Below are 13641 nucleotides of genomic sequence, written 5' to 3' on the forward strand. Positions count from 1 at the left end.
GCCTAGGCCTCCTTTGTGAGGATCTGGTCGGCCGGCATGGCTGTGCTCCCGACGGCGGCCCGTGAAGGATCCGACTCGGCAGCCGCGGGTGCCTGAATAGGATCGGTTCCGACGTGCAGCTGGGCCGCTTTCTCCATCGGTCGTTCGAGGTGATCAGCCCACCGCAGCAGGAGTTCACGCTGGTTGTATTCGCTGTAGCCGACCCGCGTGGAACCTGGTCCAGAATACTCATCGGAGGTCAGGGGTTCTACGACGTTCTGCCCGTTTTCCAGCATGCCCATCCGGCTGTTGAGCAGCAGACGGCGGGCCATAGGGCCGCCCGCCGTGCTGGTCAGCGAGACCCAGTTTTCAACGTCGTCTTGTTCAAACATGCCGCCGCTGCCAAAGCACATGAGATATGCCTTGTACGACAGGGCCTTGAACTCTTCAGAGGCGTTCTTGTCCACGGCAAACCACGAGACGATCTCGGTCTCGTCCTCGCTGATGGGCTGCCACTGGCGGATGGAGATAAACGGCAGGACTTCGTCGGAGTCTTCCTCTACGCGGGGCCAGTTGTGGACGAAGCTCATGTTTGGGAAGACCGATGCGGCCGAGACCATGAATCCGTCCTTGCCGACTACATCGAGCTGCTCCTGGCTCCATTGCTCCTTCATCCGAGCGATCATGTCGTCGGGGTAGCCGACATAGCGAAGCCGTTCCTCCAAGGTCCCCTCGGGGAGCTTGTAGGTGGTACCGCCGCCGTTGCCGGCCCAGTAGGTTGTTCCATCCTTGCGCTTCTCAGCCTTGGGTTCGCGGAAGAGACCGATTTCAACAACGGACGTGTGCGTTTGGGGAGTGTGGTACATGTCGCCGGCGAAGTTTTCGGCGCCGATCTTCCAGTTCGCTTTGACCCGCCACCGCTGGGGGCCCCGGAGTTCGATGCCGTCAGCGCTTTGCTTGGTGTAGTAATCCATGTAGAACTTGAAGTCGCCCAGGAAGTCCTCGAGAGGTTCCGCGTCAGGGTCAAGGCTGATGAAAATCAGCCCGTTGTATATGCCCAGTGAAGGAGCCGGGAGCAGGGTCTGCCCTTTTTTCTTGAAGCCTTCTTCCCCACCGTAGGCCTCTTTATGGAAGGGCAGACCCACGATGCGTCCATCGTTGCGGTAGGACCAGCCGTGGTAGGGGCAGCGGAAATGCGAGGCGTTTCCCATCTCGGCCCGGCACACCTGCATGCCCCGGTGGAGGCACATATTGAAAAGAGCACGGATCTCGCCCTTTTCGTCTCGGGAAATGATGAATGAATCCTCGAGTACACGGCGCACAACGTAGTCGCCGGCTTCGGGCACCTCGGACTCGTGGGCAACGAAGAGCCAACTCCGGCCAAAAAGGCGCTCCTTTTCGAGCTCGAAGATCTCCTTATCGTTGTAAATGTGCGCAGGAATCATGCCGCGCTGCACGTCCTGGATAACGCTTGTCTGGTCTGTCATGGAAGGTCTCCTTCGTAGGGCCCGCATGTCACTTCTCTGTTTTGCAGAGAATGTTTCTGTATTCAAGAGGATGTCGCAAAATGTGAGGTTCGTCAACCCCTCTCAATTCCTATGACGAGGCATCGTGCTGATCAGGTCGGCGCCGAAGACGATGCCAGCTGAGTCGTTGACCACTTCTTCGGTAATCGGGTAACGAAGGGCCTTGCCGAGGGCGGCAGCCTCCCGCACCCATTCGTCATACTCGCGACGAGTAATCGACGTCCTTGTCATAAGATCCTCCGGGGCAGTCGTCCAGCGACGACGTTGGACAATGATGAACCGGTTCATTTTTGAACCGGTTCGATTTTCCGTCGTGCCATGCCGGTTTGTCAAACGTGATGAAAAGCACGCGTAGATGTTGTCGAAGTCGGATGCAGGTCTCACCCAAGAAACGCTGGTATCTGGGGCCACTACGTGCAGACGTGCGCACCGCGTACCACAAGGCCTTAAACGTCGGGATCGATACTGTCCTACTGAGGCACGCACAACCCTTAGGCGGGCATCTTAAAGTCGGTCGTTACATGCTGGCCCGAGGCGCCGGCCCGGTCGACTGGCGCACTATGAGCGACGGCGTCAGGAGCTCCCGCTCGCCACCGTCGCGGGCAGCACCACTCAGGAGCATCTGTCCGGCGATCACTCCGACCTCAAAGGAGGGCTGCCGGACTGTAGTCAGCGACGGGCGCAGCGCTTCGACGAACTCAACGTCGTCATATCCGATCAACGACACGTCCTCCGGCACTCTCAGCCCGCGGCGTTGCAGCGACAGCAGAGCGCCGAGCGCGACGAGGTCATTCGCGCACATGACGGCCGTCGGCTGGTACACGCCCCACAGGTTGTCGGTCGCGGTCAATCCATTCGCCGACGTCAGGTCGGCCACTTCGACTTCGATCAGCACCTCGCTCGCCTTCAGGCCGGCTGCTTGAATGCCGGCGAGCACGCCTTCGCGTCGCTCGACGCACCAGGGAACGCTTCGAGGCCCGTTGATGAACACGACCGAACGATGCCCCAGTTCGAGAAGGTGCGTAATGGCTTGACGAGCTCCGCCAACGTTGTCGAGGCTGATGCTGCTTCCGACGTCGGGCTCGGCGCCACTTTCCAGGGCGACTACCCCGAGCCGGCGGTCTCCGAACGGCTCCCAGCTGCGGAGCTTGTCGATGGGGGCGACGAGCAGTCCGTCAACACCTTGTTGTGTGAGCGCTCTGAGTAGCCTACTTTGTCGCGACGGGTCTTGGTGAGTCGATCCGACGACGAGGGTAAGGTCCTGACGCTCGAGCACGGATTCAACGCCGCGCAGGACGTCCGCCCAGTAGGGGTTCCCGACGTCCGGTAGAACGACGCCGACGAGGCCGCTCTTCCTACTGCGGAGCTGGCCGGCGGCGCGCGAGCCGACGAAGCCGAGTTCGCTCATGGCCTTTTCTACGCGCGCCCGTGTACGAGGCCGAACGCTATCTGGAGTGTTAATCACGTTCGAGACGGTTCCGAGAGAGACTTGGGCCCTCTTCGCGACGTCCCGCACTCCGACAGTCCGTCGGACATCGGAGTCCTTGGTTGCGTCGCTTGGATCGGCTCCGGTCGCCAGTACCATATTTCTCCTTCGGCTTTCGGTCCCTTCCGCGCCCGCCCTCATGGACGTCCCTGTCCGACGTCCGTCGCCGCCGCCAAAAGGACACGATACGATTCTAGCGAACTCTGAACCGGTTCATAGGTGCAGTGCTGTAAGTCGAAGTCACGCTGCCCCTTCCAAAGGGCATAAGTGATTGCATAGTCCTAATTCTTATGAGTTCATCAGGGACTGATTCTTGATTCGTGCCATAACGATCGGAGATCATGCCCACGAAATTGAGCTGCTGCAGGGTCTGGTTACGAGTGCGCAAGACAGTTGAGGCCTTTTGGATGGCATGACAGGCTTCGCGGCAGCAGTGATGACGCGATCCTGCTCGACGGCATCGGGCAACGCCAAGGGGGACGGGCTCGGAACGGACGTCCCGCAGATAGCGGGTAAGCGAGGCGGATTTGATCGCGCATCGTTTTGACGTGTCGTCAGTCACAGCCTACAGTTCCTTGTGGTCTGACCACACTAGAGCGTTGGACACCATTCGATTCCCGAAGGAAACATCCTTGACGACCACCACATCCCCAGAAAAGTTGAAGAGCGAAGACAGGCTGAACTATCGAGTGCTGTTTGCAAGCCTTATTGGCAGCGTCATTGAGTGGTTTGATTTCCTTGTGTACGGCACCGTTGCCGCACTGGTTTTCAACAAGCTCTTCTTCCCGAGCGACGACCCATTCATATCGACTCTGCTGGCCTACACCTCGTTCTCTCTCACCTTCTTTTTCCGCCCCTTGGGCGGCATTATCTTCTCTCACATCGGCGATCGCATTGGTCGGAAAAAGACTCTATTCATCACCCTCATGCTTATGGGAGGCGGAACGGTCGCCATCGGACTACTGCCTGATTATGCTGCAATCGGCATAGCCGCGCCGATCCTGCTCATACTGTGCCGCATCCTCCAGGGGCTGGGCATTGGTGGCGAATGGGGCGGTGCGCTTCTCCTCGCCTATGAGTATGCGCCCAAGAACCGCCGTGGCCTTTATGGTGCCGTGCCACAGATGGGGATCAGCCTGGGCATGCTGCTCGCTGCCGGTGTTGTTGCTCTCCTCACCCTTCTCCCGGATGGTCAGTTCTATGTTTGGGGCTGGCGCGTCCCATTCATTGCCAGTGTTGTTCTCGTCTTCGTCGGCCTCTGGATTCGTAACGGCCTGGACGAGACTCCCGAGTTCAAGCGCGTGCGAGAAGCGGGCGCCCAATTGCGCCTGCCCTTTAAGGAGGTCATTACCAAGCACCGGGGTGCCGTGCTCGTCTCGATCGGCGCGAAGGCCGCGGAGACAGGTCCGTTCTACATCTTCGGCACTTACATCATTGCCTACGCTACGGATGTTTTGGGAGCACGCCAGAACGTGGTGCTCCTCGCCGTCGCTGCTGCGGCGATCGTGGCAACAATTTGGATGCCCGTCTTCGGCCGCATATCGGACAACATTCCGCGCGCGGCGCTCTACCGCTGGTCGGCAACAGCAACACTCCTTCTGGTCGTGCCCTACTACTTCGTCCTCAACACAGGGGCGACCTGGGGGCTGTTCGCAGCCACCATTGTCGGTTTTGGTCTCCTCTGGGGCAGCGTCAACGCAATTCTGGGCACCTTGATCGCAGAGAACTTCGCCCCCGAGGTCCGCTACACCGGCGCTTCACTGGGCTATCAGCTCGGTGCAGCGATCTTCGGCGGCACGGCCCCGATCATCGCGGCATGGCTCTTCGAAATCAGCGGTGGACAGTGGTGGCCCATCGCAGCCTATGTCGCCGGCTGTGCCTCAATCTCGATCGTGGCCTCCTTTTTCATCAAACACGTCGCACATAGCGAAGGCACGGATGCCCCTTCGGTCACCGAGCCTGCAGCCAGCACTCACCAAGGGGCAGCGATTTGAGCTGCCCAGCTCCCCAAGCCCATTAACTCGTTGAACTCCTGAACTTCGTATACAAGAGTTCAACGGCAAGAACCGCCTTGCCGCGCTGACCATGCAGGATCTCGGGCTCATCCTAAAATTGACTCTTACCGGCAAGCAGCCTTCAACGACACCCACGGCAGCCCGAGGGGGAGATAGCGATGCAGCGTGCCCGTTAGGCTTTGAGGATATTGACTTTCGCCCCGATATCCTCAAAGCCTGCACAGCCCGTCGTCACCTCGGCGCATGATCGGCCGTTCTCAGGGGCGCCAAGTGGGTCATGCTCGCTGTGGTCCGGGCAGGCAGTGGCACTGAGCTGGCAACTGATGACGACCGGCGCCTTCGGAAAGGGCGGCAGATTAGCGGGTGCTGAGGGAGAAATCTGGCGCACCAATCCCTTCACGTTGCAGGACGTGGCCCTTGACCGTGCAGCTATGACGGCGAGGTTGGGGGAGTATCCCAGCTTGGAGCGGGTTTGGGCACGCTCTCTGCTGGACAGGGAAACATGCTGTTTCCGAGGGTCGTTTTTTGCTCGGGGTGTCGGTAGACCGGTTCCGTCCCCTGTTCGTGCTTGCCCACGCATATCAGCGCCAGTGCCGGTGGCACGAGGCCGCGCGGCTACAGGAGGAAGCCTTGCGACTGGCCCGTTCGCCCGCCAGGGAGGCATAGTCCGGTATGAAATCGGCCGCTGTTTCTTTGATGAAGCCCTCTACCCTCATGCGGCCGCGCTGGTGAATTACTCCTGCTTACGCACTCCTGGGTGTCAAAGGCAACCTAGGAATGACCGGTGGCGGCAGGTTGGTTTGCCCGTTGGCGGCAGGTGATTGACCGGTCACGGCAAGTATTTTTGGACAGGGTCAGGCGCCCCGGGCGTGCCGGGTTTTGGGGCGCCTGACCGGGTTTTGGGTTAGTTCATGGGGCGGGTGCCTTTCCCGTTTTGGGCTTGCATGAGCCTGACGGACTCGCCGCTGGTTTGGCAGAGGTGGGCGTGGTGGAGGAGCCGGTCAACGGTCGCGGTGGCGATGGTTTTGGGCATGAGTTCATCGAACCCGGAGGGGTGGATGTTCGAGCTGATCGCCAGGGACCGCTTTTCGTAGGAGGCTTCCACGACGCGGTAGAAGCCCTCGGCTGCGTCCGCGGAGACCGGCAGCAGGCCTATGTCATCGATGCAGATCAGGTCCACGTTGGTGGCGCGGGTGATGGCTTTGTTGACGCTGTCGTCGATGCGGTGCCGGCGCACCAGGGCGCCGAGGTCTTCCATGCTGAGCCAGGACACGGACATGCCCTGATCGATGGCCAGTTGGCCGAGGGCTTCCAGGAGCAGTGTCTTGCCGGTGCCGGAGGGCCCGCAGGCAATCAGGTTCTCCCGCCGCCGGACCCATTCCAGGGTCCGCAGGAACGACGTTGTTGCAGCCGGCAGGGTGGAGAGGGCTTCGTCCCAGACATCGAAGGTCTTCCCTGTGGGGAATCCGGCACGTTTGCGCCGGGTGGCCAGCATCGAGGCGTTCCGGCCGGTGGCTTCGGCTTCGAGCAGGACGCGGACGACTTCGGTGGGGTCCCAGCGTTGGGCTTTGGCGGTGGCAAGGACCTCGGCGACCACGGCCCGGGCGTGTGGCATCCGGGTCGTGCGCATCAGTGCGATCACGTTCTCCACCGCCGCGTCAGCCAGGGGCGGGGTTATGGTGTTAGCGCTCATCGATGGCTCCTTCAAAGTCTTGATCAGTGGTGGTGTTAGGGGTGGTGCCGAAGTTGGCCCAGGCGCTGGTGCCCTGACTCAGCCACCGGCCCTGGTCGGTAACGGTGTGGGTGGCGCCGGTCGTGTGGCTTTTGCCGTTGCCGGTGTTGACGATGGAGATCAGGTCCTCGTGGGTGAAGCGCTGGTGCACCGCTGCCGCTCCCAGGCCCTTGTCGACCTCGTCGACGCCAAGGACCTTGGCGAGGGTGACAGCGCGTTCCATTTTGTGCCGGATCTTCTGGGTACCCGCGGCAGCGGCTTCCTTGAGCCAGAGCGCGGCTCCGGCGCCGAGGGCCAAGAACTCCTCCTCTGCCTTGTTCGTCGGGCGGATCACCCGTTCCAGGGCCCCTGCAGGGGCCGGCGGGAAGTGGGTCTCGATGATCGCGGGGGTGCCGGGGCGGGTGAGCTTATGCCGGGCGACCTCGACCGGGCCGGAGTCCCCAACGTGGACGATGATCACCTCGGTCTCGGTGCCCCGCACCCACACCATCTGACCCATCAGGGTGTGCGGGACGGAGTACCGGGACTGCTGAAAGGTGATCATGGGCATGTTCGGCGGGACCTGCCGGGTATGGCCGAAACTCGCTGTCACCGGGGTCGCCGGAACCGGGTGCAACCGGGGCTGTTCGAGAACCCGGAGCATGTCCTCCGGGATCTCGAGAGTGGCCCGGTGCACCCGCGAATTCACCTCCTCCATGAACGCCTCGCAGGCAGCCTCCAGCTCGGAGAAGGACCGGTATTCGGGCAGGAGGTTGGTCTCTTTCGGGACGATGTCGGCTTTGGCGATCTTCACCGCGTTCTCCACCCCGCCCTTCGAGGCCGGGTCCGCCGGCAGACACGTCTGCAGCGAGGTTGAGTAGTGCCTCGCGAAGGCCACGATCTGATGGTTGCGGACCGGGATCCCGGCGACGTGCTCGACCGTGACGGTCTTCTCGTTATCGGTCAAAATGTAGGTCGGGACCCCGCCGATCAGGCGGAACGTCCGGTCGAGGGCGGCGAACACGCTCGGCATGGTCTTATCCCGCAAAGCAATCACAATCCGGAACCGGGAGAACGCCAGCCAGGCCACGAACAGCACAGTCTTGACCCCGTCCACGATGGGACCGTCGCCGTAGTCATACTGCAACCACAGACCCGGCTCAGGAGTCCAAGGACGGTGCACACGCACGTTCCGTGCACGGTATTTCGCCTTCAGTTCAGCCAGCGTGGTCCTGGTCGTCCGCTCACACCCGGTGAACCCCAAAGCGACGAGTTTCTCATGCACCACGTCGCCGCGGATCTTCCCGCGGGACTGCTCGACCCAGGAGATCATCTGTGGCAGGAACGGGTCAGTCATCCGGCCGCGCTGCCGGGCCACCGGCGCCTGCGCACCGTCCTGGCGGGCTTTCACATAAGCGCGCACCGTGTTGTGTGAGACGCCGCAGATCTTCGCGGCATCCCGGTACGACCGGGTTAAATCGTAAGCAGCTAAAATTTCCATGAACTCTCCTGGAGACTTCACAACGAGCCCCTTCCTCCCCACAACGGGTGAAATACAGACGATTGGCATCGCCATTTCACCGCGGAAGGAAGGGGCTCTCCCCGTAACGACACGAGGGATGGACAAGAGGAATCCCAGCACGCCCAGCCACACACCGTGGCCTACTGCTGTCCAAAAATGCTTGCCGCCGCTGGTCAAAACAACTGCCGCGAACGGTCAACCAGTTTTGCCGTCTCCGGTCAGTTTAAAGTTGCCGCTTACACCTGGGGGAGGAACCATCGACGATGCTGCCACAGGCCTTGGGGAGCCCCTCTCAGCCGCTACTGGCATCCCTGCGGATCAGAGGCATGCGTATTCCTAGATCGAACCCCGCCTTAGAGTCGACAAGGGAGACCAAAGACGGGCGTTCAGGGGACTCCTTGGGACAAGCAGGTTCCCGAACGGCAGAATCTGTCGTCAGGACACATTTTCCCTATCTCTTTTGGCCAGTGCGTGCTTTGCTGAATTCTCAACGTGTCAGAACGATCAACGGGGGAATTGTGGAACTTTGGCAATGGGCGTTGGCCATACTTGGCGGGGTTTCCGCAACTTTCATCTTGGCGGCCATCGTTTGGGGCATGTGGGATGTTTTAGGGGATATTCGTTTAGACCCAGCTTCTAGAATTGTGTGGGTGCTTGTGATGGCCTTCGTGCCGCTGTTCGGGGTAATTGCGTGGCTCTACGCAAAGCCAAGGCTATCCAGCACCTTGTGACGATGCCCGGCGAAATATTGGTTCGTTGGTCCTGGTTCGCTGGAACAGCGACGCCTAATCCGGCCGGAGAACCAATTTGGTCATGGCTTAGCCCGGAGGTTGACGTAGCGGGACCAGGCGTCGCCTGCCGCATCGGCGTGGAGGAAAGCGATTTGGTGGCTGTATCCGAGTGCGTCGGCGACCAGTGGCGGTGGTGAGACTAAGAGGTGTTCGTCGAGAGCCGAGTTACGTGCGCCGCGAAGGTCGATGCCCAGCCTTCGGAGCCTGTCCATGATGCCGTTTGGGTGCAGGGGTTGGCCAGCTCGGGTCCCCGGGAAGAGCCAGGGGCTTTGCGTGTCTGATCCTGTTCTGAGGTTCGGACGGCTTTTAAGGTGCTCTCGAAGCAATTCGGCGAAGGGTTTGGGAATGGGCACCGGGTGCGCGCTGAAGGTGATCCACATGTTGCCGGTGGTTTCATTGGTTTCGATAGCGTCGGTCCGGAGTTTTGCGACCCGAACGAGCGGTTGGGCGAATAGAAGCAGCAGGATGCCGGCGACTCGGTAAGGCAGGGACTCGCTGGTGCCGGTGAGTAGTTCCCGGAGCCAGGCCACGCGCTGGTCCTGGGGGATCGCGGGGCGGGTCTTGGCAGTGTAGTGGCCCATGTCCACTCGGTGGTTTGTGCCGGTGTTCTTGATGAAGACGATGAAGGTGCGGATGGCTTTTCTGGTCGTGGGACCGGTGGCGAGCCAGGTTTCGATGTCTTGTTTGGTGCAGTTCGCCGCGGTCCGCTGATGGGTAGCCCAGAGCCAGTCCAGGAACTTGATGGTTTCCGTAATCTCCTGTTTGGCGGAGTGCACCGGGGCCTGAGCGCTCTTCTCCGGTGTTGTGATGGACCGGATGCGCCGGAGGTGATGCCACGTGGCGAACTGTGCGACGGGTTTGGCGACCTCCTCGGGCAAGTCGCGGAGCTTGTCGTCAACCCAGGTCTCGAACCGGGCCAGATACGGGTCTTGGTAGGGGAGGAGTCCGTGATGAATGAACAGGGCGCGCAGGTGATTGGCTTCGCGGTTCGCTGACTCAGCCGCGGCATCGAGTCCTTCGTGTGTCAGCGGAGTCTCCCCTCTCAATAGAGAGCCGAGGAGGGCTTGGACTTTAAGGGAGCGCTTCCACGTGATGATGCTTTCAGGCCGGTCTGCTTTGCAGAGGACATCAACAATTTTGCGGGTTGTTTCGGGGCCGGGGCCAGAGGAGCCTGGCGACAGTAGTTCGTTGAGGTCCTCCCGGAGAGCGCATCGGGCGCAGATACCGCGACGGTAGAACTCACCTTCAACATTGCAGCGGACGCAGTGGAAGTCATGGAGGATGCCGGCGCAGGGCGCGCAGCGTGGCCCTCCGCTACTCTCTGGTGGTCCTGGTAGAAGTCTGTGCTGGCCGCACTCCGGACAGGTCCCCTGGGTGCGGGTGGCGGTGGTGAAGCAGGGACCGCAGATTCGGCCTTCGGGCCAGGTGGCGCGTGTTCGGCCGGCGGCCCGGCGGCAGCGTGCGCACGTCGCGGTCCCGGTGGTGCGGGGCCGGCCGCGGCTGGTGCTGCGGGGGCTGAGGCCTTCGGGTTTGTCAGTGGTCATCGTCGATGATGCGTGCCCGGCGGGGCCTGACGGTGCGGTTCAGGTCAACGACGTTGGGGGCGCTGGTTCCGGTTTTGCGGGCGCGGGCGTCGGCGGCTGTGACGGTGATGAGGTCCTCGGGTCCGCAGGAGAATATGTCGCAGATCGCGGCGATGACCTGCAGCGCGGAGGGTGTTTCATTGAGTGTGTAAGGGTCCGGTCTCTAACTAGGGTGTGACCTGCGGTTTCACACCTTGAAAGGACGGGCCCTCTTGGCCGAAATCAGTATGACCACCAACCCCCTTGAAGGCGTTTTGAGCGCCGATCAGATCGACGCTCTCGTCACGGCTGCGGAGGACCTCGGTGAGGGCCGCAACGGTGTTGAGGAGCTCCTCTCCCGGATGACCCGTGCGGTCCTGGAACGGGCCTTGGAAACGGAGATGAGCGACCACCTCGGCTACGAGTCCGGGGACCCCGCAGGGCAGGGCACGGGAAATTCCCGCAACGGCAAGACCACCAAGAGCGTGCAGACCCTCCAAGGGCCGGTGCAGGTCACCGTGCCGCGGGACCGGAACAGCTCCTTCGAACCTGTCATCGTGCCCAAGCGGGCCCGCCGGCTGGGCAAGGTCGAAGACATGATCCTGTCCCTCTACGCCCGCGGAATGAGCACCCGGGACATCGGCTCCCATCTCGATGAGATCTACGGGACCAAGGTCTCCGCGGCGACGATTTCAAGGGTGACCGACGTGATCGCCGATGAGGTCGCCCAATGGCAGAACCGGCCGCTGGAGTCCGTGTATCCGATCGTCTACATCGACGCGATCTGGTTGAAAATCCGGGACGGCGGCGTCGTGGTGAACAAGGCCTGCCACGTGGCCGTGGGCGTGGACGTGGAGGGCCGCAAGCAGGTCCTGGGCCTGTGGCTGGGCACCAGCGAAGGGGCGAAGTTCTGGGCCAACGTGCTCACCGAAATCCGTAACCGCGGAGCCGCCGACATCCTGATCCTGTGCTGCGACGGGCTCACCGGACTGCCGGCAGCGGTAAACAGCATCTACCCCCAGACCGTCGTGCAGACCTGCGTGGTGCACCTGCTGCGATCGGCCATGAAATACGCCTCCTACGGTGCACGCAAAGCCATGGCCCGGGACATGCGCCCGATCTACACCGCACCGACCGTGCAGGCGGCCGAACTGGCCATGGAGGCCTTCGCGGAGACCTGGCAGACCACGGCTCCCGGGGCGGTGCTGGCGTGGCGGAACGCATGGGAAGACTTCACCCCGTTCCTGGCATTCACCCCGGAGATCCGCAAAGTCATCTACACCACGAACCAGATCGAATCGATCAACTACCAACTTAGGAAGATCACCAAAACCAGGGGCTCATTTCCCTCCGACGAGGCCGCGATCAAGCTGGTCTACCTCGGGATCAGAAACATCGAGACCACCCGCGGCGGCGAGCTCGGAACAGGCACCCAAGGCTGGCACCAGGCACTGAACGCTTTCGCCGTTCAATTCCCCAACCGACTTCCGATCTGACCACCCGGCAGACCGGATAACCGACCGGTCCCTTACACAGAAAACTTGACACCCCCGCAGCGCGACGCGTTCGGGTTTCTGGTTGACGAGACGGTAGACCTGTGGCCGGGACAAGGTGATGCCGCGCTCGGCCAGCAGAGGGATGAGGTCGGTGGTGTTGTGCAGTCCCCGTGCTGCCATGAGCTCGGAGAGCCGCCGCCCGCTGAGCGAACCGTTCTGCCTTCCATTGCGCAACAGACGCACGGTAATCGAGCTTCCCAGCGCGAGTAGCTGCGTTCCGGCGCAGTTCCCGTGAAATCGTTGACGGGCTCCGCTTCAATTCCTGGGCAATTTTCCTCACACCGGTGCCCTGCGCGTTCAACAGCGCGATCTCCTCACGTTCTTCGAACGAAAGGTACCGGCCTTTGAGCGGGGCAAGCAGGAACGTCGGCATGCCGCCACGATCCCGGAACCAGCGCGTTCCGGCCGCCTGCGACACGCCAGCCAATATCGCCGCCCGCTCGCTCGTACACCCAGTCGCGATCTCACGCCAGAACGCCCGCTCGGTGTCCCGCCTCAACGACGGCTTCCCTGGCGATTTCATGACAGGCCTGCCCGTCGCCACTTTCATCCAATCTGCTGGCCTGCCCATCGCTACCTCCAGAATCGAGGTGTTGCGACGACCGGTTGAATCCGTCTAGTACACCTCCCGGGAAATGGGCGCCCGGTGCACCGGAAACGCTGTGCGCCAGTCCTTGGGGGCCACCGGGGTGTGGTGGGATAATGCCGTGGCGGAATCGCTGTTCTCATCGCTGAAAAACGAGTTTTACCCTCACCACAGCTTCACCACGCGGCAAGACGCCAGACGGGCCACTATGCGCTACATCGAAGTGTTCTACAACCGCTGGAGGCCTCACACCAACAACGATGGTCTGCCGCCGGCGACGGCGATGGCCAACTTCACAACCAGAAACCAACAGCTTCCCGCTGCTGCCTGACCGAAAAGAAACTACCCGACTGTCTCACATCTTGACACACCTCACCACCGGCAAGACTTTCGACGTTTGGGACGAAGCGCTGTCCTCGGTGCCGGCGGCAACGACGCAGTTCCTGCGCACCCTCGAATGGGTCAAGCGGAAGGAGAACCTGATTGCCTGCGGGCCTTCCGGCACCGGCAAAACACTGCTGCTCGAAGCACTGGGGCAACAAGCGATCGACGAAGGCATGACCGAGTCCTGGTGACTCTGGAACACCTCGGCGCACTCGTGCGCCGGCACCGCATCGATGACAGCGTGAACAAAGTCATCGACCGGGCCACCAACGCCGATCTGATCTGCATCGATGACATCGGCCTGTTGTCGGTAACCGCCGACGCTGCAGAAGGGTTCTACCGCGTCGTCGATGCAGCCTACGAGAAGCGGTCCCTGGCCATCAGCTCCAACATCCACCCCGCCGGGTTCGACGAGCTCATGCCCAAGACCATCGCCACGCCCACCGTCGCCCGGCTGCTCCACCACGCCCACGTCTGCCAAACCAGCGGAGAATCCGTCAGGCTGCTGCAGCGAAAGCTGCGG

10 protein-coding genes and 4 pseudogenes are annotated in these 13641 nt (G+C 61.7%); 5 read left to right on the plus strand and 9 right to left on the minus strand.

Annotated features, from left to right (window positions below):
- Nucleotides 1-2 precede the first annotated feature (2 nt).
- The 3 genes from ABRP28_RS20565 to ABRP28_RS20575 all read right to left on the minus strand — a co-directional run bounded on the left by ABRP28_RS20565 (nt 3) and on the right by ABRP28_RS20575 (nt 3132).
- Nucleotides 3-1466: a Rieske 2Fe-2S domain-containing protein gene (locus ABRP28_RS20565; protein WP_350006229.1), complete on the minus strand. Its 1464-nt coding sequence runs from the start codon at nt 1464-1466 to the stop codon at nt 3-5.
- Nucleotides 1467-1568: 102 nt separating this feature from the next.
- A complete protein-coding gene (locus ABRP28_RS20570) occupies nt 1569-1889 on the minus strand; it encodes a hypothetical protein (RefSeq protein WP_350006247.1) in 321 nt (106 codons plus the stop codon).
- A 133-nt stretch (nt 1890-2022) separates the two neighbouring features.
- On the minus strand, nt 2023-3132 hold the full coding sequence (locus ABRP28_RS20575) for a LacI family DNA-binding transcriptional regulator (RefSeq protein ID WP_374153000.1): 1110 nt from the start codon (nt 3130-3132) through the stop codon (nt 2023-2025).
- Nucleotides 3133-3623: 491 nt separating this feature from the next.
- Between ABRP28_RS20575 and ABRP28_RS20580 the strand changes: the two genes are divergently transcribed.
- The gene (locus ABRP28_RS20580) at nt 3624-4985 is read left to right on the plus strand and encodes an MFS transporter (protein ID WP_350006243.1); all 1362 of its coding nucleotides are present in this window, start codon (nt 3624-3626) and stop codon (nt 4983-4985) included.
- Between the two features lie 925 nt (nt 4986-5910).
- Here ABRP28_RS20580 and ABRP28_RS20585 read toward each other — a convergent pair.
- Both ABRP28_RS20585 and istA read right to left on the minus strand, forming a co-directional pair.
- The gene (locus tag ABRP28_RS20585; protein WP_350006261.1) at nt 5911-6699 is read right to left on the minus strand and encodes an ATP-binding protein; all 789 of its coding nucleotides are present in this window, start codon (nt 6697-6699) and stop codon (nt 5911-5913) included.
- The gene (gene istA, locus ABRP28_RS20590) at nt 6689-8239 is read right to left on the minus strand and encodes an IS21 family transposase (protein ID WP_350006263.1); all 1551 of its coding nucleotides are present in this window, start codon (nt 8237-8239) and stop codon (nt 6689-6691) included. Before istA ends, ABRP28_RS20585 begins: the two co-directional genes overlap by 11 nt.
- A gap of 326 nt (nt 8240-8565) precedes the next feature.
- Here istA and ABRP28_RS20595 point away from each other — a divergent pair, with 326 nt between their 5' ends.
- Nucleotides 8566-8970, plus strand: coding sequence for a PLD nuclease N-terminal domain-containing protein (locus ABRP28_RS20595; protein WP_374153001.1), 405 nt, complete (start codon nt 8566-8568; stop codon nt 8968-8970).
- 80 nt (nt 8971-9050) lie between these two features.
- On the opposite strand, the gene ABRP28_RS20600 is transcribed toward ABRP28_RS20595, so the two are convergent.
- Both ABRP28_RS20600 and ABRP28_RS20605 read right to left on the minus strand, forming a co-directional pair.
- Nucleotides 9051-10076 carry a recombinase XerD gene (locus ABRP28_RS20600; RefSeq protein WP_259460384.1) on the minus strand — a complete coding sequence of 342 codons (1026 nt, stop codon included), beginning with the start codon at nt 10074-10076 and terminating at the stop codon, nt 9051-9053.
- A 487-nt stretch (nt 10077-10563) separates the two neighbouring features.
- Nucleotides 10564-10740, minus strand: a pseudogene (locus tag ABRP28_RS20605) (helix-turn-helix domain-containing protein); the annotation flags it as partial.
- Between the two features lie 100 nt (nt 10741-10840).
- On the opposite strand from ABRP28_RS20605, the gene ABRP28_RS20610 reads away from it, so the two are divergent.
- Entirely contained in the window at nt 10841-12088 is a 1248-nt protein-coding gene (locus ABRP28_RS20610) for an IS256 family transposase (protein WP_330193105.1), read from the plus strand.
- Nucleotides 12089-12124: 36 nt separating this feature from the next.
- Here ABRP28_RS20610 and ABRP28_RS20615 read toward each other — a convergent pair.
- Together ABRP28_RS20615 and ABRP28_RS20620 are read right to left on the minus strand one after the other, a co-directional pair.
- A pseudogene (locus tag ABRP28_RS20615) lies at nt 12125-12268 on the minus strand (helix-turn-helix domain-containing protein); the annotation flags it as partial.
- Between the two features lie 19 nt (nt 12269-12287).
- Nucleotides 12288-12698: pseudogene (locus tag ABRP28_RS20620) on the minus strand (helix-turn-helix domain-containing protein); the annotation flags it as partial.
- Between the two features lie 85 nt (nt 12699-12783).
- Between ABRP28_RS20620 and ABRP28_RS20625 the strand changes: the two are divergent.
- Together ABRP28_RS20625 and ABRP28_RS20630 are read left to right on the plus strand one after the other, a co-directional pair.
- Nucleotides 12784-13065, plus strand: a complete 282-nt coding sequence (locus tag ABRP28_RS20625; RefSeq protein ID WP_374153002.1) for an integrase core domain-containing protein — start codon at nt 12784-12786, stop codon at nt 13063-13065.
- Between the two features lie 43 nt (nt 13066-13108).
- Nucleotides 13109-13629: pseudogene (locus tag ABRP28_RS20630) on the plus strand (ATP-binding protein); the annotation flags it as partial.
- Nucleotides 13630-13641: the final 12 nt, after the last annotated feature.

The sequence above is a fragment of the Pseudarthrobacter sp. WHRI 8279 genome (genome assembly GCF_040224115.2).
Classification (GTDB): domain Bacteria; phylum Actinomycetota; class Actinomycetes; order Actinomycetales; family Micrococcaceae; genus Arthrobacter.